The sequence below is a fragment of the Fundicoccus ignavus genome (assembly GCF_009659375.1).
Classification (GTDB): domain Bacteria; phylum Bacillota; class Bacilli; order Lactobacillales; family Aerococcaceae; genus Fundicoccus; species Fundicoccus ignavus.
In genome coordinates this window covers 90,835-112,645 of sequence record NZ_WJQT01000007.1, presented here as the reverse complement: position 1 = coordinate 112,645, position 21,811 = coordinate 90,835, and the positions used below count along the sequence as shown (strand labels likewise).

Genomic DNA, 21,811 nt, shown 5'->3' with positions numbered 1-21,811 from the left:
TATACTTAATCTTGCTTATAGAAAAGTTAGAAAAGAGGGATTATTTTATGTTTTTAGCAAGTAAAGAACTGTGGTTTTCTAAAAGACGTTTTCTACTAATTGGCTTCATTATCGTGATGATTTCATGGTTAGTATTCGTCTTAAGTGGACTAGGGAATGGCTTGGCTGATTTAGGAACAGCGGTCATTCGTAATTCAGAGATGGCGTTGGCAGTCTTTGAGAAGGAAGCAGATTTCAGTTTATCTAAATCTACTTTACCTGAAAGTCTGATAGATGACATAACCGAATTAGAGGGAGTCGAAGAAGTAGCTGCTATTACGCAAGCAATAGGTTCAATTTCGCAGGATAGTGTGGATACTGAAGAAAATGGCAAAAAAACCAGTGTGATATTTCTTGGTATTGAAGAAGGAAGCTTTCTAGAACCAGAAGTAGTCTTAGGAGAAGGACTTAAAAATGATCGACCTTATCGGGTAATCGTAGATTCTTCATTATTGAATGAAGGGTTTGCTTTAGGAGATACGGTGACTGTGAATAGTTTAGGGTTAGAATTGGAAATTTCAGGCTTCGCGGATACTCAAACATTGAATCATTTACCTGCCGTTTATGTACCCATGGAAACTATACGAGAATTGAAGTATGTTGTTCCAGGTTCTGATATGGGCATTAAAGATCCCATAAGTGCCGTGTTTATAAAAGGTAACATAGACCGAGACATGATTTCTTCAACGATCGATGGAGTAGAAGTCGCTGATAAAAAAGAAACATTAAACGGTACACCGGGTTATGCTGCTGAGAGTGGTACAATTTCACTGATGTTATGGTTATTAATATTTATCTCGGCATTCGTCATTGCTGTATTCTTCTTTGTCTTAACCACACAGAAAGTGAAACAATTTGGTGTATTGAAAGCGATTGGCGCAAGTAATTCCTTTGTGGTTAAAACAGTTGTGAGCCAAGTTTTCTTGCTTTCAACGATTAGTATTCTAATCGGAATAGCTTTGACTTACTTGATGACGCTTGTTTTACCAGAAGGCATGCCTTTTAACTTACAACCAGAAATGGTGCTGATCTACAGTCTTGTTTTACTTGCAACTAGTATGATAGGCTCCTTATTCTCTGTGAAAAGTATTATCAAAATTGATCCAGTTACCGCATTAGGGAGGGCTGAATAATGAGTGGATTAGTATTAAAAAATGTGACAAAAACTTATCAAGAAGGCGCGTTTAAAACAGTCGCCTTACAAGACTTATCATTAAGTGTTGAGCATGGAGAATTTATTGCAATTATCGGTCCATCTGGTTCAGGTAAAAGTACCTTTCTTTCCATTGCGGGAGCTTTGCTAAAAGCTACATCTGGTCAAGTGCTCATCGATAATGTTGATCTTGCCTCACTTTCTGAGAGAGAACTTTCAAACATTCGCTTAGATAAAATTGGTTTTATCCTACAAACATCGAATTTATTGCCTTATCTAACAGTAGAAGATCAACTACTAGTTGTTAAGAAAATGGGTGGAAGCATCAAAACTGAAGATAGAGTATTGGCCAAAGAGTTACTGAATGATATCGGTTTGGGTGATAAATTAAATAAATATCCTCACCAACTCTCCGGGGGTGAACGTCAAAGAACAGCAATTGCGAGAGCGTTCATGAACAATCCTAGCATAATTTTAGCAGATGAACCGACTGCAAACTTAGATACCAAGCGTGCTCGTGAAGTCGTATCGCTGATTTCTTTAGAAGTGAAAGCTCGCAATAAAGCCGCAATAATGGTGACCCATGATGAGCGGATGCTATCTTACTGTGACCGAGTTTATCGGATTGAAGATGGCGTATTATCACTTGAAAAATAAGTGAATTAATGTAATAAAGAAGGGCTGTGCCAACAGTCCCATTCATAAGAAAGCACGAACACACGATAGAGAATCATTTGTCTGCTCTATGTAGTGCTCCCAAATATTAGAGTCAATGTAATGGAATATTAAGCCGCTAATTGAGTGTCTTGTTTTCGGTGTATAACTGGAGATAGGCCACTCAATTTTGTTTAGAGAGCTTGATGATGATAAGCGAGTATAGTTTTTAGCTAAGCCGATTTGCTTGACTAGAAAAAGTCTTTATTGACTGCGCTACATAAAGAAAATAACTGGAGGAAAATTAGGATGAGTCAGCTTGCTAATAAAGTGGTTAGCACACAGCAGGCAGCTAAAGTAATATCTTTATTCATTTACCATCTATCTAAAATCATGGCTTGGATGTTATTTCTCAGTTATGGCAACTAGAAAAGAAAGAAACTTTTCTAATTCAACCTTTAGAAAGTTTTCACCCAGAGAGATCACTGATAAAATTGATTTTTTTCAAGCGGTAAGAACTGTAAGACGACAGAATAGACAAAATTTCATTGCAAGCTCGATATTTGTCCATATTAAAAAGGTAGGCTCGTTAAACTACTTATCGAGCCTACCTTTTGTATTAAGCTAAATTATTTTGCACGCTTTACTTCAATACGGTAGCCATCTGGATCCGTCACGAAGAAGTAAGTCGGTGTCCCACCAGAAAGACCTCTTAAGTCACCAGTTTTGTAAGCAGAGTCTTTACAGATCTCATGCATTTTCTCTAAATCGCTAACTGTCACACCTAAATGACTGAAGCCATCACCAATAGTATATGGTTCAGCATCATAATTGTAAGTTAACTCAATCTGTACACCAGTTCCTGGGGAATTTAAATAAATTAAATCAAATTTATCTTCAGGGAACTCACGACGACTCGCCACTTCAAAATCAAATAAATTAGTGTAAAAATCTAAAGTAGCTTCAATATCTCTAACACGTAAGCAAATCTCAACTAGTACTTGGTTCATAAAAAATCATCCTCCAATAGTTTCTTATCTCCATAGTAACATGAATCGACCACAGACGCATTTTATTCAATCTAAACACTATAACTTTATCCTTACAATATGTCGATAAGTAGTGACGAGTAAGCCTACGGCTCCAAATCTACAGTAATTATTTTGTTGAATTCGTCGAAATAAGAAGGAGATTATTCATCAAAGGAAACGGCGCCTGCGCAATCACTTAGTTTACAAAAGCCTAAAAGAAATCCAACCTTTTCATTGGTGGAAAACCTATGGCCTAGATTAAGCAATATAGAACTCGGAGCAGCCATAATATTAAAATCGCCATCAAGCGATGTATACGTGTGAACAATCACGTAAGGTTTCTTTCAATGCTTGACTACGTGCTTAAGCTTTCAGGAGCCCACTCGTCAAATCTTTAAACACTCTAAACATTTGGGCAGAATATTCACTAAGAAATATCCGTGATTTGTCATGTGCCAAAAGCCATGTTCTCTTCTTAATCTTGGATTACTGGAATAAAGTGAGTAGGTCGAATAGCTATTTTTCGTTAGCACCTCTCTTCAACAATCAGCTCCTTGCACAGCAAATTTACTGCTTCGAATGATAAGCAAATAGGCTGACACTGCACTTGCATATGATATAATGATTCTAAACTTAAATTAAGCCATCACAAAAGTCATTTTTAGCGCGTCAATTTATTTTAGGCTATTATAACTAACACTAGGGGTGGAAAAGCATGAAAAAGAAGCAAGTAGAAAAAATGATACCAATACAAGCAGCAGTGCCGAGAATGTCGCCAACCGATAAAGCAGAATTAAGCAACAAACAGTTGACAGAAACAACGCAGACACCCACAACAGAAGCAGATTCATTCTTCGCCGATGTGATGGAAAAGTTGCCTAAGAAAACAGTGGCGAAAATTCTCAATAGTTTTGACAGTTCAAAAATTCAAGCGGAGAAGATTCTAAGCAAAAGTAAAGATCAGTTCGACCGAATTTTTGACCAGTTTCTAGTCGGTGTCGATGACGAAATACGTAAGAAGTGTCATTCAATTATCCATGCGGCGTCCTTAACGGCTGCGATTATTGGCTGCTCGCCGATAGCTTTTTCTGATGCTGTTCTATTAGTACCGGTTCAATTAACGATGATGGCTCGTTTACATAAACTATTTGGCCAGAAGTGGGTGGAAGGCCTAAGCAAGAGCCTGTCGAAGGAATTGTTGGTGGTTGGCTTAGGAAGGGGCGCCGTGGGTAACATTATGAAATTTGTACCTGCAGTAGGAACCGTGGCTGGCGCGGCGATTAACGGCGCGGTTGCGAGTACGATCACCGAGGCCCTCGGTTGGACAACAGTTAAAATGTTGAACGACGGGGAAGATATTCTTGAAGACCTGACTAGCTTCAAAGGCCAGTTTAGAACCCTATCCAAGGCACTTAAAAGCACCACTAATAAGTAAACTCCTCCTACCAAAATAAGACTGTAAATCCCTCGCAAACTCCAAACAAAGCAAAAACGCCCTCTCAAAAGAGACGGCGTTTTTTTATGCGTGCTATGTCAAATAACCTTCGATAATCTTAACAAAAGTTGGGATGAATTCTAAATAATCATCGACCTCAATATACTCATCGAGTTGATGTGCCAGATTCACATCGCCCGGTCCATAAATGGCGACATCCATCGTTGGATTGTTCCGTTGGAATTGGGCAGTATCGGTGGTTCCGGGTAAAGCAATCACATCGATATTATCTTGGTGTGACACTTGATGAATCACTTGAATTAATTCAGACTCTGGATTGGACACAACTGTCGGCATATCCGCTAACAATTCAAATTCAAACTGATAGCCATTATTCTGCTGATTAAGTTCATTAACGGTTGCTTGAATTAATGCCGTTAAGCGATCATTATCAAATTCAGGAATTGTTCGAGCATTGGCTTGATATTCAGCGTATTCTGGAATGGAATTCAACTGCACGCCACCTTCAATTAAAGTCACACTATGAATCGTCCGGCCCAATTTATCATTGTCATATTGTTCGACCACCGCATCCAACTTTTCTTGAATCACGACCATAAAATCACGTAAATGTTGAATCGCATTCTGACCTTTTTGAGGAGTCGAAGAATGGGCTGAAACGCCATAAGATTTTATTCTGTAATTGTATGAACCACCATGCATGTAAAGAATACGCTGATTAAAGGGCTCCGCGACTAAGATGCCATCTAAATCATCCGCATAACCTAAATCACTCAACTGTCGAGCACCAGGTTCGCCAGTTTCTTCACCAACCGTCGCTAATAAACGAAGCGTTCCATTGAAAGTCTGGTTTTCTTTGGCATGAATCATCGCAATCACTAGCGCCATTAACCCACCTTTCATATCGGTAGCCCCGCGACCGTATAATTTGCCGTCGATAATTTCAGCTCCATAAGGATTATGTTGCCACAAGTCGTGATTACCGGCTTTGACTACATCCATATGACCAGAAAGTCCCAAAGTTTTTGTCGAGTTTCCATTCTGGATTTCCGCAACTAGATTTGAGCGGCCAGGTTCCAACTCAATTAAGCGAGCCTCAATGCCATGCGCCTGTAATAGCTGTTGCAAGTAAATCGCGACCTCTGTTTCATGATCATTTTCCGTCTTGATCCGGATAATATCCTGTAAATACTCAACTGCTTTTTCATTGCTAATCATAAATTACGCCCCCTTGTTGATTTTCTTCATCTTACTGTATTTCTGACGATCAAGTCAATTTCTGAAGTTATGCTATCTATGCTAATGTTTTTCAAACACGACAAACACGACAAAAAACGATCACCACCTGTCAAAATCTGGTGGCAATCGTTCATAGTCTGGTTATAGGTTTGGAATGTCCATGATGACATGACCGTCTTTGATTTCAATGATTCGGTCGGCTTGTTCAGCGACTTTTTTATCATGGGTAATCAGGATGAAAGTCGTTTTCAATTCTTTATTGATATCTTTTAATAGATTGAAAATCGTTTGTGTTGTTTCAGTGTCTAAGTTTCCCGTCGGTTCATCGCCTAAAATAATTTTAGGTTCATTAATTAAACTGCGGGCAATGGCGGCTCTTTGTTGTTGGCCCCCTGATATTTCAGTCGAGCGGTTATTTTTGACTTTAGTCAAACCCACCATTTCGATTAAATATTCAGCACGTTTCATCGCTTCATCCGTCACCTTATTGTGTTTAATACGGTAAGGCATCAGTACATTTTCTAATACCGTAAATTCAGGCAGTAGGTGATGGAATTGAAAGATGAAACCAATCGTTTCATTTCTTAGAGTCGCTAACTCGTTTTTACTCATCGCCGATGTGTCTTTGCCGGCGATGGTCACATTACCGCTTGTCGGCATATCAAGTGTGCCGATAATGTTCATTAAAGTTGACTTACCACTTCCTGATTGACCAATAATTGAAGTGAAACTAGCGGCTTCAAACGCTAAACTGACATCGTGTAACACTTGTGTTTTGACTTTTGTACCATAGACTTTATTGATATTGTTTAATTGAAGTATTTTACCCATTTTGAATCACCTCCATTGGATTAAGTCGTGACGAATTCTTAGCTGGAATAAATGCCGCTATCGTTGAGGCGATAATCGCAATCACGGTCGATAAGATAACGAACTGTGTGTTAAAGTAAAAGGGAACAAGTGGTGTGCCATCTGTATTTTGGACAAAAATAGAGAAAGTATACATCAGGCCTAAGCCGACACCCGCTCCAATTAAAGCACCGAATGTTCCTAAGACAAAACCTTGGAACAAGAAAACTTGTCCGGCTGTCTTATCTTTAATCCCCATAGCTTTTAGAATACCTAATTGTTTCGACTTTTGAACCGCTGAAATAGCCAGCACTGAAGCGATTCCTAATAAGACCGCAACTAAGACAAACACTTGAATCATATAACTAGAAATAGATTGCCCTGATAAACCAGACAAGAGGGCTTCGTTGGTTTCTTTCCAGTTACTTGTTTTTAAGTTTGAATCAGCTACTTGCGAATCAATCTCACTTGCGATCGTGTCAGCAGCGAAGACATCATCTATTTGTGTTTCGATGGAGGTTAAATTAGTCGTTTCATCAAATAAAGTTTGACTTGTTTCTAAGTCGGTGACCACCCATTGTTCGTTTAAACTGGCAACGCCTAAATCAAATATTCCGGCGATGGTCAGTTCTTCCATTGAGTCTGTTGTGGCTAAAAAGTCAATAGCGTCTCCGACATACAAATTATTGTCTTGCGCGAAGTTTGTACCGACTAAGACTTCATTGTTAGCTGAAGGGATGTCGCCTTCCACTAAACTATCTTCAAAAGAATAAATGTCTTCTGCGTCCGCTAAATCAAAACCTCTTAAAAAAACAGCCTTCGTCGTATCTTCATCTAAGGATACAAAGCCATTGCGACTGAAGGATTTAGTGACAGCTGTTAGACGTTCATCTTCTGTTAACGATTCATACAGCGCATTATCGTCTTCGAAAGGATCACTGTCTTGTGAGTTAACGATCGTGATATGGGGCGAGGAACCGATGGTTCCGTCGACTAAGGATTGTTGTAAGCCTTCGATTAATGACCCGACGAATACTTGAACGGCCACACCAATCACAATCCCGAGTACAATGAAGGCTGTTTGCACTTTACTTGTTTTAAGAAAGCGCATGCCAATTGAAAATGCTAGTTTCATATTATTTTTCCACCTCGATTAGTTGCTGAATATCCTCAAAGTTTCGTAAGTGAATATGAGCGCCTGTATTTTTTACACTATCCGGATTTGCGTCAATTGCACGACCACCTAAGATAAAGGTTAAATCTGAATTCGTTACGTCTTTAATGTTTTCAATCAGTCGATTAACCGACAGAATGTGGTAAAAGTTAGTCACACTGATGACTAAGTACTTTGGCTTCACGTCTTTAATGGCATTCACTATCGTTTTTAAAGGTGTACGTGCCCCAATAAAATAGGAATTAAAGCCGGCAATTTGGAAGAAGTCAGACACCATCTTCGCCCCCAGCTCATGATCTTCAAGTTCTGGACACATCACAATAACATTTTCTCGTTCACCCATAACGGGTGCTTGTTCTTTCAAAATATAGGGGTAGGCTGATTCAATAATCGTGCGAATTATGGCGCTTCTAACGTGTTCTTTCCAAATCAGGTCTCCTTCATCTTCGTACTCATTGATTATGCTTGCTAAGGCTGGACTTAAAATAGACTCGTATAATTCCATCACAGTAACGTGTTTGTTTTCTAAAGCATCCATCGAAAGCTTAACGGCTTGCTCTTTATCTTCCATTTGTAAAGCTTGTAATATTTGTTGGTATAGCTCGTGCATATTAATCACTCCTTCTTTTTATAAGATTCCGTGAACAAAAAGATGAATCACTTTTTCGACAGACACTTCTTGCTTGAAGCGGTTGTCTTTTTGAATAAATGGTGCAATGACTGAATAGAAATGACGCGCTAATTCGGGCGGACTAAAGTGGGGTGAAGTTGGGACATGATGATTAAAGAGTTTTACTAAAGGCTGTAAGTAAGCAGAGCCCCACAGCTGATAAAGATGAGCGTGGTTTTCATCGGAAATTTCATAAGTCATATCATGGATCATTATCGAAAAGTTCGCAGGGTGCTTATCTCTCAAGTAATTAAGAATATCACACAGACTTGCTTCTAAATCAGTTTCGGTGTCATTAACTATGGCCTCTAAGCCCACTTTAACTTGAGCAGATAAGTTTTCTAAAACCGCAATGTAAATATCTTCTTTAGTCTTAAAGTGATGATACAAATTCGGTTGTTTGATCTGCGCTTTCTCGGCAATTTCACGAGTTGACGTCGCTTGAAAGCCTTTTTCCATAAATAATTCGCCTGCTATGTAGAGAATGTAGTCTTTTGTGCTGATTCTTTCTGGAATCATCTGTCGCCTCTCTTTCTATCAAAGCATTTACAGATACCTTCGAGGGTTTACTATTTAAGTTACTGACTCATTTATGATGATTAAAGCCTCTGATTGCTTGTGTGACTATTTATAAACTCCTAATGATAACAAGTAAAGATAAAGTTATATCACTCGATATAAAAACTTATCATTTGATAAGTGTATACATAATTTAACACACCCACTTAATTTAATCAATCGTAAGCGATGCATTTTTCAAAATAAAATTTTTGCCGCCTGCCAGAAGAGGCTTTAACCAGACTTTAAACCCTAAAATAATCCCAACGCTTTCAAGTCTCCATTCCCCAATAATTGTCTAAAATAAGGTTGAATAGGGATAGAGGTGTGGTGAAGATGATTCAAAATCAGCAAACCCATCATTTATACAGCCTCCGAGGCGGTTCCTTTTTATGCCACGAATCTTACTGCCGCCGTTACCGCTTAGCCGGCCGCAACTCAAACACCGCCAACTCCTCGAGCCAAAACACCGGCTTTCGAGTAGCAGAAAACATCTAAAACAAATAAGCATTGAGGGGAAATAAGACCAATAATCCCCTCGTATTAAAACCCATCGCACAACATTTACAAGCCAATCGCAGTAAAGACAAGAACACAGAGTGAGCAGAATATAACTGCCCACTATGTTTTTTCGTGTAGAAAAGACCAGCAAAAAAAGCAAGCGGTAGAAGAATTATCTCCAGACTAAGAAGGCAATCCAAACCTAAAAAAGCTTCATGAAGGCTGGCGCTTTGCGACCATGAAGGGAACCACAAGACCTGCCATCGGACCGACGGCAGGATAATAAGTCTCGCTGCTTTAATTTAATCGTCGTTAACCAAAAGGCAACGACACCGCCTTTTTTTTGCAATAAAATCCACCATCCAGCCAAGCTTTCCTTAGATGGCTAGCACTCTCTAGCCGGTCTTTTGGAAATATCGGCTAGAGGCTGCTTCCCACTAGCCGGTCTTTTTGAAAACATCGGCTAGAGGATGAGCTCAGGCTTATAATCTAAGTATTTTGGTAGTAGGATTTAAAAAGAGGGTAGTCCAATCATCAGTAGGCCTCCTAAGAATATCTTTGCCTTGACAAACATGGGTTACGGATGTAAACTTAGGATAACAATCTAGGTTACACTTGTAAACTAAACTAACAGCAGGGGGAAAGATTATGGAAAAGAATAAACATCAACATCATGATTCTCACGACGATCACAGTAACCACGACGATCATGACCATCACGATCACAGTAACCACGACCACCACGACGGTCATCATCATCACGGAGATTTCAAACAAATTTTCATGAATTCTCTAGTCTTAGGCATTCCTATCCTACTAATGGCGCCATTCTTTGGCCTAACTGAGACTGGACTTATTCACTTTGCCTACTCAGATATCGTGGTCGCCATTTTAGCAACGATTCTTTTAATTTATGGCGGTAAACCATTCTTCCAGGGTGGCTGGCAGGAAGCGAAAAACAAAGCACCAGGCATGATGGCTTTGGTTTCCTTAGGTCTGGGCGTTTCTTATCTATATAGTATGTATGCGGTTATTGCTAACTACGTAAGCGGCCAACATTTGATGGACTTCTTTTTCGAATTCGCCTCACTTGTGCTGATTATGTTATTAGGACACTGGATTGAAATGGAAGCTTTAGGCGATGCGGGCGACGCTCAACAATCTTTGGCAGCTCTCTTACCTAAAGAGGTTCACGTGTTAGCAGACGATGACACCACAGTCACCAAAGCATTGTCAGCATTAAAAATTGGCGACCTGGTACGCGTTCAAGCAGGCGAGAATATTCCAGCCGATGGCGTAATTGTCCGAGGTGATTCGCGTGTCAACGAATCTCTATTAACTGGAGAAGCCGTTCCGATTGAAAAGCATAAGGGAGATCAAGTCATCGGAGGATCAACCAATGGCCCCGGTGTGCTGTATGTGGAGATTCAAGAAGTCGGTGAGAAATCCTTTATTTCACAAGTTCAACATTTGGTAAGTCAAGCCCAGAGTCACCCCTCGCGAGCAGAAGATTTAGCCAATCGGGTGGCGAGTTGGTTGTTTTGGATTGCCTTAGGGGCAGCCTTGCTTGCTTTTATTATCTGGTTTAATCTAGAAGGTCTAGAAAGTGCCGTATCCTTTGCGGTTGCCACCTTAATCATTGCCTGTCCGCATGCGTTAGGTTTGGCCATCCCATTGGTCGTTTCACGAAGTACAAGTCTTGGGGCGCAACGAGGTCTTTTAGTCAAAAATCGTGAAGTCTATGAATTAACCAGTAAAGCCACGCACATTGTCTTAGATAAAACTGGCACCTTAACAACGGGCGAATTTAAAGTGCTCGACACTCAAGTCTTTGGGACAGATTATACGGAGGAAGAATTCATTGCCTTATTGGCTGGCCTTGAAGCGGGGTCGAGTCATCCAATTGCCCAGTCGATTATCACACATGCTGAAGCGGCCTCGATTCAAGCCAGTCATTTCGAACAAGTTGAAGTCCTCGCTGGTAAAGGGGTTAGCGGTCAACTGAATGGCAAAGACTATCAACTGCTTAGTCAAAAAGCCTACGGGCAACCGCTTGACGTCCAAGTGCCTACAGGTGCTACCTTGAGTATTCTAACGGAAAACGGCCAAGCGATTGGAACAGTTGCCCTAGGAGATGAACTCAAAGCGACCAGTAAAGCCTTGATAGATTTCCTGAAAGCTCAAGGTATCCAACCGATGATTGCAACGGGCGACAATGAATCAGCCGCCAAAGCTGTTGCGGATCTCTTGGAGGTCGACTACCGGGCCTCGATGTCACCTCAGGATAAATACGCGCTGATTGAAAGCTATAAAAATGCAGGTCAAACAGTGATTATGGTCGGCGATGGTGTCAATGATGCGCCGTCACTCGCTCTGGCAGATGTGGGTGTCGCGGTAGGTGCCGGTACTCAAGTTGCTCTTGATTCTGCCGATGTCATCTTAACGCAGTCGGATCCAGGTGATATTGAAGCCTTTGTCGAACTCTCTATTAATACCGACCGAAAAATGAAGCAAAACTTGGCTTGGGGAGCAGGCTACAATTTCTTGGCAATTCCAATAGCTGCTGGGATCTTAGCCCCCATTGGCCTTACGTTGGCACCTGCTGTTGGCGCAATTTTGATGTCCGCCTCAACCGTCATCGTGGCCTTTAACGCCATGACTCTAAACTTAAGTGAGTCAGAATAAGCCCGTTCTTTCAAGCAACTTCTTGAAAAGGTAGTGGCGGGGTAAATCCAGCAGGCCTGCAGACGCTTCACAAAAATCTAAACAAAAACATAGTGAGACTCCTTCCTTTTGAAAGAGCACTCACTATGTTTTTTTCTGACCAAGGCTTCCAACAAAGCAAGCGTGATCTTATCTGATGAATTAGTGGAGAAACGCAAGGACAGCCAACGGCCCATCAATTAAAAGCGTTTCAACCAAGTGTTTGGTGCAAATAAAATTATCATAGGGAATATTTCTAGACGGCCCATGATCATGATAAATGAGAGGACTATTTTGACTAGGGGGCTAAAATGCGCAAAGTTTTGTGACGGACCGACGATGCCAAGCCCAGGCCCAATATTATTAAAGGTAGCTGCGACAGCACTAAAAGAGGACAGCAGATTTGGTGTTTCTAAACTGACGACTAAAACAGCCACGACAAAAATCAGCACATAGACCACGAAGTAACTCAACACTGTATTGACCAATTTAGCATCAATTCGGCGGCCTTCATATTCAATGGTTACCACTCGGTTTGGGCGAATGGTCCGTTTAATTTCCGCCCAAGCCGCTTTAATCAGTAACATAATCCGAGAGACTTTCAAACCACCAGCCGTTGAGCCAGCCATACCTCCGACAAACATCAACAGAATTAACATCAGTTGCGAGAATAAAGGCCAATGATCAAAGAGGGCGGTTGAATAACCCGTTGTTGAAATAATGGAAGCAACCGTAAAGAAGCTATCGCGAAAGGCGCTGGTGACACCATAAGACGTCGAAATTAAATTCAGCGCAATCAAGAACACACTGCCGGCAATGATTGCCAGAAACCAGCGGAGTTCTTCACTTTTAAGGGCGCGTTTAGCTTGACCAATGAAGGCCAGATAAAATAAATTGAAATTAATACTGAAGACAATCATGCCGATACTTAAAATCATTTCAACGGTAAAACTATCATAAGGTGCGATACTGCCATTTAAAACCCCGAAACCACCGGTACCAGCTGTCCCAAAAGCCAACAACATCGAGTCAAAGAAAGGCACACCAGCTAGCCAAAGTAAGCCCAGCGTTATCATCATAAAGACGAAATAAATCACATACAAAATGCGGGCCGTAGAAGACAATTTTGAAACGAGCTTGCCAAAGGTTGGCCCAGTCATTTCAGCCTTCATAATATGAACAGAGGCCGATTCAGCTTTAGGTAAAATCGCCAAGGCAAAGACCAAGACGCCCATCCCACCAACAAAATGAGTAAAACTACGCCAGAATAACATCGAATGCGAGAGCGCCTCGACATCATTTAAAATGCTGGCACCCGTTGTAGTAAAACCACTCGACATTTCAAAAAAGGCATCGACAAAGGATGGAATCTGCTGGCTGACCACAAAAGGAATCGCGCTAAAAAATGAAATCGCAATCCAAGAAAGTGAGACAATCGTAAAGCCCTCCGTTGCATAGAAATTACGACGATGGAGTTTGGTGCGCGATAAGAAAAAACCAATCGCGAATGTGACTAAAGCCGTACCAAGAAAACTAGCAATATTGACCCAGCTTTCTTGATAAATCATACTGACAATTAGAGGTAATATCATTAAGCCCGCAAGAATCATAAGGATATTGCCAAGCGTATAGCGGATAATTTGTTTATTCATTAGGCACTCCTTACCTTAAGATGTCATCAATATCGCTAAATGATTTATGCTTGGTCACAATTAGCACATGATCATTGGCTAAGATCACATCTTCACCAGAAGGATAAATTAATTGGTCGTCACGCATAATGTAGGCAATCAATAAATTGTCTTTGGTGTTTAAATCTTTCAGCTTGATATTCAAGACGCGACTATTTTCTTTCACGAAGAATTGCAAGGTTTCGACTTCGTCATCAGCAATTCGAATCAAAGCCTCCACATTGGACGCGGTCGCATTACCTAAAGAGCGGACATAGCGTAAAATCTTGTTCGTAATTAAGCGTTTAGGCGTCACAATCGCTTGTAAGTCTGAGTCGCCTAATATTTTTAGTAAGCCCGTTCGACTGACTTTCGTCATGACTTTCTTAATGCCTAGAGAGAGGGCGTACATTGAGTTGATAATATTTTCCTCATCGATACCGGTTAAACTTAAGACCGCATCAAAGCCTTCAATCCGCTCTTCCAATAACAGTTCTTGGTCCATCCCATCGCCCTTAATCACCACGACTTGTGGAAAACGGTGACTGAGATCTAATGCTCTTTCTTCATTTAATTCGATAACTTTCAGGTCGATATCCATTTTACTCAACAGATGAAGCACGTAATAGGTTACTCGTCCACCACCGATAATTAAAACCGAGCGAATTTTCTCTTCCCGGTAACCGGCTTTCAAGTAGAAGTTTGCTAAATCCTCCCGTGAACCGGTCACATATAAACGGTCCCCAACCCTTAGGACAGTTTGTCCACTAGGAATAATCGTTTGTTTCGCATGGGTTAAGGCACAGATCAAGACCTCGCCATATTCTTGTCTAAACTGGCTTAAGGACTGGTCGGCTAGAGGACTGCCAGCTTTAATCTCCAGCTCTACCATATTCACGCGGCCCTTACCGAACTGCTCAATGCTGAGGGAATGCGGAAATTCAATACTTTTAGTAATATAGCGCGCCGCCACCATTTCCGGATTAATGACCAGGTTGATGCCTAGGCTTTCGCGAACAAATTCAATATGGTTGGTATACTTAGGATTTCTAACACGAGCAATCGTGTATTTAGCTCCTAATTGCTTGGCGATAATGGAACTAATAATATTTGTTTCGTCTTCGGGCGTGACAGCAATGAACATATCACAGGTCTCAACACCCGCTTCGACTAAATTATCATAATCTGCCCCGTCGCCCACTAAACCTGTAATATCGGTTTTATTGATAATTCTTTCCAATCTTTCTGGAACAGCTTCGATGAGGACGATATTATTTTCTAAAGCAAGTTCATGACAAAGAATCTCGCCAACTTTTCCCCCACCTATAATGACAATATCCATTTGAGGATTCACCTTCGTTTTCTTAAATATTTGGTACAAATTAGCTCTATATTAGCAAACTTCTGATACTTTGTAACTTAAATTCAGAAAAATAAGTGTAAGATACATTACAAAATAGTTGAAAGCAATAAATACACTTCTAAGAAGTGACTCAATAAACAAAATAATAGAACTAATAGGAGGTAATCATAGAATAAATTGCTTGAGATTACAATGGAAAAAGTGGAGAAACTTCAAGAACTTAAACGTTTGATTCTTGAGCAAGGTTAGCTAGCAATAGTAGAGAAAGTAGAAAGCTTGATACGTAATAGGTAGGGATAAAGAACCTAGACTGTCTTTATTACACATGTTTCTGGAAAAAGCATTTTCGTTCTTTTATACCAGTAGTTATCTTTAATCAATGAGAAACAAGAGCCATTAAAGAATGTATTAGTGGTGCTATACGACGCTAAGAAAAAATATACTGATGGTGTTAATTAGTATGATGCCTATAGGTTTGAACGGAATAAATGACAAAAGATTGGTTACAGATGAATTAGCGTTGTTTCCAATTAAACGGAAGGATTATCTTGTACTGTTCCTTTTGGAGGAGTCACGATAGCCACTCACACTTAAAATCCAATTCTTGCATGTTTTACAAGTAAGTCTATGCTTCATGATGCGGATTGTTTACGGTATTAACTATACCTAATCCCCCACGATCTCATCTTCATAAGCTACTTTAAAAAGTAGTATGTTTTCCATGGTTCATAAGGCAGTTCTTACCTTATCCGATAAAGTGTCTTAAGCTTGAAGTGACGAAACTTCACGAGAAAGCACGTAACATTTTCTTCAATATGACGAGCTAGTATCACGCCTTAGAAGCAGATTGCAATAATGGACTCATTGGTATAACAACAATGAGTGAATCAACATGAATTAAATGGCTTGCTAGCACGACAGCGTATATTGTAGCGAAATTCAGCGTATAATCTTAGACATCATGAATCTAACTAGCTACTTGCAAGGATTACCTTGTTAGTCGTCGATAGTCGCTACTTCTTATATAAAACCAAACACCTCATACATTGATACGAGGCTGCTGTCTATCGTTCTTATACCAAGAAATGCATAACGAGTAAATTGTGAGGGAGGCCTAGCAATTTACTCCGTTTTAAACCGCTGAAATAAGAGTAACTGGCAAAGTGTTCTTCTTGCTTGCGATTCTCAACTTATAGGTCGTAAGCGTCTAAAGAATTAAGCTAATTTACGAGAAGTCTCTAAGAAATAAATTGGAAACCTTTACAAAAAATGCTTGACATCAAAAAAGTTTATCTTATAATAAAAATATGAAACGTTTCAAATCTCAAGGAGGTTTTTAAATGCTGTATGGTGCAATTGAAGCTGGAGGTACAAAATTTGTATGTTCAGTGGGAAATAAAGAATATCAAACTTTAGATAAAATAAGTATCGAAACGACGGATCCTAAAGAAACATTAAAACAAGTGATTCATTTTTTCAATAAGTATAAAGAACAAGTATCAAGTTTTGGTATTGGTTCCTTTGGTCCAATTGATTGTGATAAAAACTCACCAACGTATGGATTTATTACAAATACCCCTAAATTGTTATGGAAAGATTTTGATGTCTTGGGTACATTAAAATCAGAGTTTAATGTACCGATGTATTGGACGACAGATGTTAATGCGTCAGCCTATGGCGAATATCACTTTGGCCATGGTGAAGACCTATCAAGTTTAGTTTATGTAACGATTGGTACGGGAGTTGGTGGTGGAGCCATTCAGAATGGTGAATTCATTGGAGGAGCCTCGCATCCTGAGATGGGCCATATGATTGTTCATCCTCATAGCAGTGCGACTCAAGGCGGGATTTGCCCATATCATGATTTTTGTTTAGAAGGATTAGCATGTGGACCAGCCATAGAGCATCGAGCAGGCATAAAAGGCAATGACTTAGAACCTGAGAGTGTTGAGTGGGAGATTGAAGCCTACTACATTGCTCAAGCAGTGTATAATATCACGTATCTCTTAAGACCGGAGCGGGTCATTCTTGGTGGAGGTGTGATGAATAAAGAATCCTTGTTAGAAAAGGTACAAGAAAGCTATCAAAAGTTAGCCGGAGACTATTTAGAAATTGACGATATTAAGCGTTATATCGTGCTACCTAAATTAGGTGGAGAAGCTGCCGTTAAGGGCTGTTACAAATTAGCAGAGAAAGCGTTTAATAAAAAATGAAAGGAGTTTAAATATGGCGACGATGAAAGATGTAGCTAAACTAGCAGGTGTAAGTGTTGGTAGTGTGAGTAATGTGTTTAACGGCTTAAACGTAAAAAAATCTACATATGATAAGGTGAAAGCCGCTGTAAAAGAATTGGATTACGAAACAAATAATTTAGCGAGAAGTTTTAAATTAAATCAAACGAATACTATCGCTTTAATACTTCCAACGATTTGGCATCCGTTTTTTTCATCGATAGCCTTTTATGTAGAAGAAGTAGCAGAAAAAAATGGTTATCATGTATTTTTATGTAATTCGAATGGCAATTCAGAAAGTGAATTGAATTATATAAAAATGTTGAGAAAAAATAAAGTGGACGGAATTATTGCAATCACTTATCGAGATATCGACTCCTATATGGAAGGATCGTTACCTTTTGTAAGTATTGATCGACACTATAACAAGGATATTAGTATCGTATCAAGTGATAACTTTAATGGAGGAAGACTGGCTGCTCAAACGTTAAGTGAAAAAGGCGCAAAAAAATTGTTGTTTGTTGGGACGCATAATGTTGTCTATAACGAAACAATGAAAAGACGCCAAGGTTTTGAGTCATACTGTATTGAACATAAGATTGATCATCATATCATTGATCTATTAGAACCAAAAACTGATTTTACGGATGAGCTAAAAGATTTTATAAAAGAACATCCAGATACTGACGGGATATTCACAATAAATGACTTTGTAGGATTGAATGTAATCAATGTCCTAAAAACCATGAAAAAAGAAATGGTTAAAGATTATCAGTTAATAGGATTTGATGGGATTAAATTGAGTAACGAACGAGAGTATCAAGTATCCACAATTGTTCAACCTGTAAAAGATCTAGCTTATAAGGCATTTGACATATTAATGAAACAAATAAAAGAACCAGACTATAAAGAACAAATGATTATACCAGTGACGTTTGCGGAAGGAGGAACTACTAAATAAAATTAGTTTCTCTGTCCGAAAATGAAACGTTTCAAATCAAGGGGTGAATAATATGACTGAACTAAAAAATGTTAAGAATAAGAACAATTTCTTGACTAAACTAAACAATCAAAAGTACTTGCTCATGTTGATGATACCAGCAGTATTAATCACATTAATTTTTAAATACTTTCCTATGTATGGCATACTATTAGCGTTTAAAGACTATAACCCAATGCTAGGAATTACAGGCAGTCAGTGGGTTGGACTGGAACATTTTAGAGACTTTTTAACCTCACCAAACTTTTCAAGACTATTAGAAAACACACTGAAATTGGCAATTTATGGCTTATTATGGGGCTTTTTCCCGCCAATAATTATTGCATTGATGCTTAATCAAATAATGTCGCAAAAAATAAAAAGTACCTTACAAACTATTCTTTATATGCCGAATTTCATTTCGACAGTTATTATTGTCGGAATAATATTCTTATTGTTTTCTTCCTCAGGGCCGATTATTTCGATTCTAGACTCAATGGGCATACAAGCACCTAATTTCTTGACTAATCCGGACTCTTTTAGACCCTTATATATATTTTCGGGCATCTGGCAAGGAATGGGCTGGGCTTCGTTACTGTATACAGCTGTTTTATCAGGAGTCCCACCAGAGCTATACGAAGCAGCCGAAATTGATGGAGCAACGATTCTTCAGAAAATTATGCACATTGAATTACCAACAATGAAACCATTGATTATCATTAACTTAATTTTATCAGTGGGTGGCATTATGAATATTGGTTATGAAAAAGCATTCTTAATGCAAACGAGCCTTAACCTTCCGAAGTCTGAAATAATTGATACGTATGTTTATAAAGTCGGACTTCAGTCTGGAGATTATTCCTACTCGACGGCAGTAGGATTATTCAATACAGTGATTAATCTCATCTTGCTGTTAACGACAACACTTATTGTAAACCGAATAAATAATAGAGAGGGGTCTGCAAAATGAAAACGGTAGCTTTTGATGGAAGAGATCGATTCTTTAAGTTAATCAATTCATTATTACTCGTCTTAGTTATTGCATCAATCTTATTACCCGTTCTTTATATCTTGGCAGCAAGTTTTATGGACCCGACAGTTCTAATAAATCAAGGGATAAGTTTAGATGTCAGTGATTGGACATTAGATGGCTATATGAGAGTTTTATCGGATTCTTCAATATTAAGAGGATTCATTAATTCATTTATTTACTCACTTGGTTTTGGGGTAATGAATGTCTTAATTACGATGACAGCAGCCTACCCAATGAGTCGACCAGATTTGATGTTTAGAAAACCACTGATGATTTTCTTTGGTATAACCATGTTCTTCGGAGGAGGCTTAGTCCCTACTTACTTATTAATTAGGAATATTGGCTTGCTAAACTCGCCCTGGGCTTTAATACTGCCAGGATGTTTATCTGTAGGTCACCTATTACTGGCCACTGTTTTTGTTAGAGGCTTGCCAGATGAAATGTTAGAAGCTGCTAAAATTGATGGGGCAAATGACATTCAAGTATTTATTAAACTGATTTTACCATTAAGTAAGCCAATCATGTTTGTCGTGTTTTTATATTCTTTCGTTGCCATGTGGAATAGTTATTTCGAAGCGATGATTTATATTAGTAATCCGGATTTGGAACCACTCCAACTCGTATTACGAAGAATATTAGTCCAAAATCAACCGCAAACCAATATGATTGGGTCTCAAACTGCAATGGCAGAAATGCAGAAAATTGCAGAACTGATTAAATATTCAACGATTGTCGTTTCAAGTGCACCGTTACTGATTATGTTTCCTTTCTTTCAAAAATACTTTGAAGAAGGTGTCGTTCAAGGAGCTATTAAAGGTTAATTCAAATAAACAAAAGAAATTTAATTCGATATTCGAAAGGAAAATTAATATGAAAAAGAAACCATTTGTTTTAGGAACAACGTTATTGACGGCAACGTTATTATTAGCAGGATGTGGGAATAATGGCGGCTCAGGAACATCAGCAGCAGATTACGAATTAGAAAATGTTGAATTTCCACTAAAAGAAAAAGTCACATTACATTTAATGACGAGTTCATCACCTTTAGCACCATCAGATCCTAATGAAAAACTGATTTTCAGTCGTTTGGAAGAAGAAACGGGTGTTCATATTGAATGGAATAATATTGCGGATGATTATGCAGAAAAACGTAACTTAGCCATTGCTGCAGGAGACTTACCCGATGCAATGTTCAATGCTGAAGCAAGCGATAAAGAATTATTAGCTTGGGCTGAAGACGGAGTCATTATCCCAGTCAATGATTTAGTTGATAAATACATGCCTAACTTAAAGGCTATTTATGAAAAGTATCCGGAATATAAAGAACTGGCAACAGCACCTGATGGGAATATGTATTCGTTCCCATGGATCGAAGAATTGGGTGAAGGAAAAGAATCTATTCATACAGTCAATGGGATGGCTTGGATTAATGTTGAATGGTTAGACAACCTTGGTCTTGATATGCCGGAAACAACAGATGAGTTAATGCTTGTATTAGAGGCTTTCAAAAATGATGATCCGAATGGAAATGGTGAAGCAGATGAAATTCCACTTACCTTTATTGATGGTAATGGTAACGAAGATTTCAAGATGCTATTGGCGGCATTTGGAGGAGATGGGGATAACGATAATCATTTAGTAGTCAATAATGATCGTTCACTTAATTATACTGCTGATGATGATGCTTATCGTGAAGGGATTGAGTACTTCAGTGAATTATATCAAAAAGGTTTAATCGATCCAGAAGCTTTTGAACATAACTGGAACTCATATGTTTCAAAAGGAAACGATCAAAGATACGGTGTATATTTCACTTGGGATAAAGCAAATATTACGGGTGATAATGATAATTATGATGTATTACCCGTTTTAGAAGGACCACATGGAGATAAGAAAGTAACTAGAACCAATAACTTTGGATTCTTTAGAGGCCGTTTTGTTATAACAAGTGTGAATAAAAACTTAGAGTTAACCGCAAGATGGGCAGATAAAATGTATGAGCCAATCCAATCGGTACAGAACAACTGGGGTACTTATGGTGATGAAGAACAACAGAATATCTTTACATTAGGCACGAACGAAGCAGGAGAGCCAATGTTACAACATGCACCATTAGATGGAACAGCACCAGGAGAACTAAGACAAAAAACAGAAGCGGGTGGACCATTAGCTGTACTGGATGAGTATTACGGAGTGTATACGACATCGCCTGATGATGCTCAATGGAGACTTGATTTAATGCATGAGCATTATTTAGAGTTTATCGAAAATGACTATAACTTCCCTCAAATGTTTATGAATGTTGAAGATGCCAATAGAATTGATCAAATTCTTGCAGACTTAAATCCATATATTTATCAACAAAGAGCAGAATGGATTATTGGTGGCATAACCGATGAATCTTGGGATAATTACTTAGCAGAATTAGAAAGATTGAATTTATCAGAATTAATGGAAATTTATGAAAGAAATTATAAAACATATATCAGTAACTCGGAGGAATAAAAA

Annotated in this window: 18 protein-coding genes; 10 read left to right on the top strand and 8 right to left on the bottom strand. The window is 39.0% G+C overall.

Features of this window, described 5'->3' with window-relative positions:
• Positions 1-47 precede the first annotated feature (47 nt).
• Together GF867_RS06715 and GF867_RS06710 are read left to right on the top strand one after the other, a co-directional pair.
• The gene (locus GF867_RS06715) at positions 48-1,172 is read left to right on the top strand and encodes an ABC transporter permease (RefSeq protein WP_153832337.1); all 1,125 of its coding nucleotides are present in this window, start codon (positions 48-50) and stop codon (positions 1,170-1,172) included.
• Complete coding sequence (locus GF867_RS06710; protein ID WP_153832336.1) at positions 1,172-1,849, top strand: ABC transporter ATP-binding protein; 678 nt, start codon at positions 1,172-1,174, stop codon at positions 1,847-1,849. The genes GF867_RS06715 and GF867_RS06710 overlap by 1 nt, the downstream gene beginning before the upstream one ends.
• Positions 1,850-2,475: 626 nt before the next feature.
• Here GF867_RS06710 and gloA read toward each other — a convergent pair.
• A complete protein-coding gene (gene gloA / locus GF867_RS06705) occupies positions 2,476-2,856 on the bottom strand; it encodes a lactoylglutathione lyase (RefSeq protein WP_153832335.1) in 381 nt (126 codons plus the stop codon).
• An 886-nt stretch (positions 2,857-3,742) separates the two neighbouring features.
• On the opposite strand from gloA, the gene GF867_RS06700 reads away from it, so the two are divergent.
• Positions 3,743-4,312 carry a YcjF family protein gene (locus GF867_RS06700; RefSeq protein WP_253940774.1) on the top strand — a complete coding sequence of 190 codons (570 nt, stop codon included), beginning with the start codon at positions 3,743-3,745 and terminating at the stop codon, positions 4,310-4,312.
• A 93-nt stretch (positions 4,313-4,405) separates the two neighbouring features.
• Here the strand turns inward: GF867_RS06700 and GF867_RS06695 are convergent, their stop codons facing one another.
• The 5 genes from GF867_RS06695 to GF867_RS06675 all read right to left on the bottom strand — a co-directional run bounded on the left by GF867_RS06695 (position 4,406) and on the right by GF867_RS06675 (position 8,784).
• Positions 4,406-5,551 carry an ArgE/DapE family deacylase gene (locus GF867_RS06695; protein ID WP_153832334.1) on the bottom strand — a complete coding sequence of 382 codons (1,146 nt, stop codon included), beginning with the start codon at positions 5,549-5,551 and terminating at the stop codon, positions 4,406-4,408.
• A 162-nt stretch (positions 5,552-5,713) separates the two neighbouring features.
• A complete protein-coding gene (locus GF867_RS06690) occupies positions 5,714-6,403 on the bottom strand; it encodes an ABC transporter ATP-binding protein (protein WP_153832333.1) in 690 nt (229 codons plus the stop codon).
• The gene (locus GF867_RS06685; protein WP_153832332.1) at positions 6,396-7,556 is read right to left on the bottom strand and encodes an ABC transporter permease; all 1,161 of its coding nucleotides are present in this window, start codon (positions 7,554-7,556) and stop codon (positions 6,396-6,398) included. Before GF867_RS06685 ends, GF867_RS06690 begins: the two co-directional genes overlap by 8 nt.
• 1 nt (position 7,557) lies before the next feature.
• Positions 7,558-8,205, bottom strand: a complete 648-nt coding sequence (locus GF867_RS06680) for a cobalamin B12-binding domain-containing protein (protein ID WP_153832331.1) — start codon at positions 8,203-8,205, stop codon at positions 7,558-7,560.
• Between the two features lie 18 nt (positions 8,206-8,223).
• Positions 8,224-8,784 (bottom strand): TetR/AcrR family transcriptional regulator, encoded by a 561-nt coding sequence (locus GF867_RS06675; RefSeq protein ID WP_153832330.1) that lies wholly within the window; start codon positions 8,782-8,784, stop codon positions 8,224-8,226.
• 375 nt (positions 8,785-9,159) lie between these two features.
• Here GF867_RS06675 and GF867_RS06670 point away from each other — a divergent pair, with 375 nt between their 5' ends.
• Both GF867_RS06670 and GF867_RS06665 read left to right on the top strand, forming a co-directional pair.
• Entirely contained in the window at positions 9,160-9,321 is a 162-nt protein-coding gene (locus tag GF867_RS06670) for an SUMF1/EgtB/PvdO family nonheme iron enzyme (protein WP_153832329.1), read from the top strand.
• 651 nt (positions 9,322-9,972) lie between these two features.
• Positions 9,973-12,009: a copper-translocating P-type ATPase gene (locus GF867_RS06665; protein ID WP_153832328.1), complete on the top strand. Its 2,037-nt coding sequence runs from the start codon at positions 9,973-9,975 to the stop codon at positions 12,007-12,009.
• 218 nt (positions 12,010-12,227) lie between these two features.
• Here GF867_RS06665 and GF867_RS06660 read toward each other — a convergent pair whose 3' ends face one another.
• Positions 12,228-13,679, bottom strand: a complete 1,452-nt coding sequence (locus GF867_RS06660; RefSeq protein WP_153832327.1) for a TrkH family potassium uptake protein — start codon at positions 13,677-13,679, stop codon at positions 12,228-12,230.
• Positions 13,680-13,689: 10 nt separating this feature from the next.
• A complete protein-coding gene (gene trkA, locus GF867_RS06655; RefSeq protein WP_153832326.1) occupies positions 13,690-15,039 on the bottom strand; it encodes a Trk system potassium transporter TrkA in 1,350 nt (449 codons plus the stop codon).
• 1,361 nt (positions 15,040-16,400) lie between these two features.
• Between trkA and GF867_RS06650 the strand changes: the two genes are divergently transcribed.
• From GF867_RS06650 to GF867_RS06630, 5 genes are read left to right on the top strand one after another with little or no spacing between them, the layout of a single operon-like run.
• Entirely contained in the window at positions 16,401-17,273 is an 873-nt protein-coding gene (locus GF867_RS06650; RefSeq protein WP_153832325.1) for an ROK family protein, read from the top strand.
• Positions 17,274-17,286: 13 nt separating this feature from the next.
• Positions 17,287-18,252: a LacI family DNA-binding transcriptional regulator gene (locus GF867_RS06645; RefSeq protein ID WP_153832324.1), complete on the top strand. Its 966-nt coding sequence runs from the start codon at positions 17,287-17,289 to the stop codon at positions 18,250-18,252.
• A 52-nt stretch (positions 18,253-18,304) separates the two neighbouring features.
• Positions 18,305-19,240 (top strand): ABC transporter permease, encoded by a 936-nt coding sequence (locus tag GF867_RS06640; protein WP_153832323.1) that lies wholly within the window; start codon positions 18,305-18,307, stop codon positions 19,238-19,240.
• Positions 19,237-20,124 (top strand): carbohydrate ABC transporter permease, encoded by an 888-nt coding sequence (locus GF867_RS06635; RefSeq protein WP_153832322.1) that lies wholly within the window; start codon positions 19,237-19,239, stop codon positions 20,122-20,124. Before GF867_RS06640 ends, GF867_RS06635 begins: the two co-directional genes overlap by 4 nt.
• A 49-nt stretch (positions 20,125-20,173) precedes the next feature.
• On the top strand, positions 20,174-21,808 hold the full coding sequence (locus GF867_RS06630; RefSeq protein WP_153832321.1) for a type 2 periplasmic-binding domain-containing protein: 1,635 nt from the start codon (positions 20,174-20,176) through the stop codon (positions 21,806-21,808).
• Positions 21,809-21,811: the final 3 nt, after the last annotated feature.

Bases quoted from the DNA above. Each gene is read 5' to 3' on its own strand.
- GF867_RS06715 (WP_153832337.1), top strand. From the start codon at position 48: ATGTTTTTAGCAAGTAAAGAACTGTGGTTTTCTAAAAGACGTTTTCTA.
- GF867_RS06710 (WP_153832336.1), top strand. From the start codon at position 1,172: ATGAGTGGATTAGTATTAAAAAATGTGACAAAAACTTATCAAGAAGGC.
- gloA (WP_153832335.1), bottom strand. From the start codon at position 2,856: ATGAACCAAGTACTAGTTGAGATTTGCTTACGTGTTAGAGATATTGAA.
- GF867_RS06700 (WP_253940774.1), top strand. From the start codon at position 3,743: ATGGAAAAGTTGCCTAAGAAAACAGTGGCGAAAATTCTCAATAGTTTT.
- GF867_RS06695 (WP_153832334.1), bottom strand. From the start codon at position 5,551: ATGATTAGCAATGAAAAAGCAGTTGAGTATTTACAGGATATTATCCGG.
- GF867_RS06690 (WP_153832333.1), bottom strand. From the start codon at position 6,403: ATGGGTAAAATACTTCAATTAAACAATATCAATAAAGTCTATGGTACA.
- GF867_RS06685 (WP_153832332.1), bottom strand. From the start codon at position 7,556: ATGAAACTAGCATTTTCAATTGGCATGCGCTTTCTTAAAACAAGTAAA.
- GF867_RS06680 (WP_153832331.1), bottom strand. From the start codon at position 8,205: ATGCACGAGCTATACCAACAAATATTACAAGCTTTACAAATGGAAGAT.
- GF867_RS06675 (WP_153832330.1), bottom strand. From the start codon at position 8,784: ATGATTCCAGAAAGAATCAGCACAAAAGACTACATTCTCTACATAGCA.
- GF867_RS06670 (WP_153832329.1), top strand. From the start codon at position 9,160: ATGATTCAAAATCAGCAAACCCATCATTTATACAGCCTCCGAGGCGGT.
- GF867_RS06665 (WP_153832328.1), top strand. From the start codon at position 9,973: ATGGAAAAGAATAAACATCAACATCATGATTCTCACGACGATCACAGT.
- GF867_RS06660 (WP_153832327.1), bottom strand. From the start codon at position 13,679: ATGAATAAACAAATTATCCGCTATACGCTTGGCAATATCCTTATGATT.
- trkA (WP_153832326.1), bottom strand. From the start codon at position 15,039: ATGGATATTGTCATTATAGGTGGGGGAAAAGTTGGCGAGATTCTTTGT.
- GF867_RS06650 (WP_153832325.1), top strand. From the start codon at position 16,401: ATGCTGTATGGTGCAATTGAAGCTGGAGGTACAAAATTTGTATGTTCA.
- GF867_RS06645 (WP_153832324.1), top strand. From the start codon at position 17,287: ATGGCGACGATGAAAGATGTAGCTAAACTAGCAGGTGTAAGTGTTGGT.
- GF867_RS06640 (WP_153832323.1), top strand. From the start codon at position 18,305: ATGACTGAACTAAAAAATGTTAAGAATAAGAACAATTTCTTGACTAAA.
- GF867_RS06635 (WP_153832322.1), top strand. From the start codon at position 19,237: ATGAAAACGGTAGCTTTTGATGGAAGAGATCGATTCTTTAAGTTAATC.
- GF867_RS06630 (WP_153832321.1), top strand. From the start codon at position 20,174: ATGAAAAAGAAACCATTTGTTTTAGGAACAACGTTATTGACGGCAACG.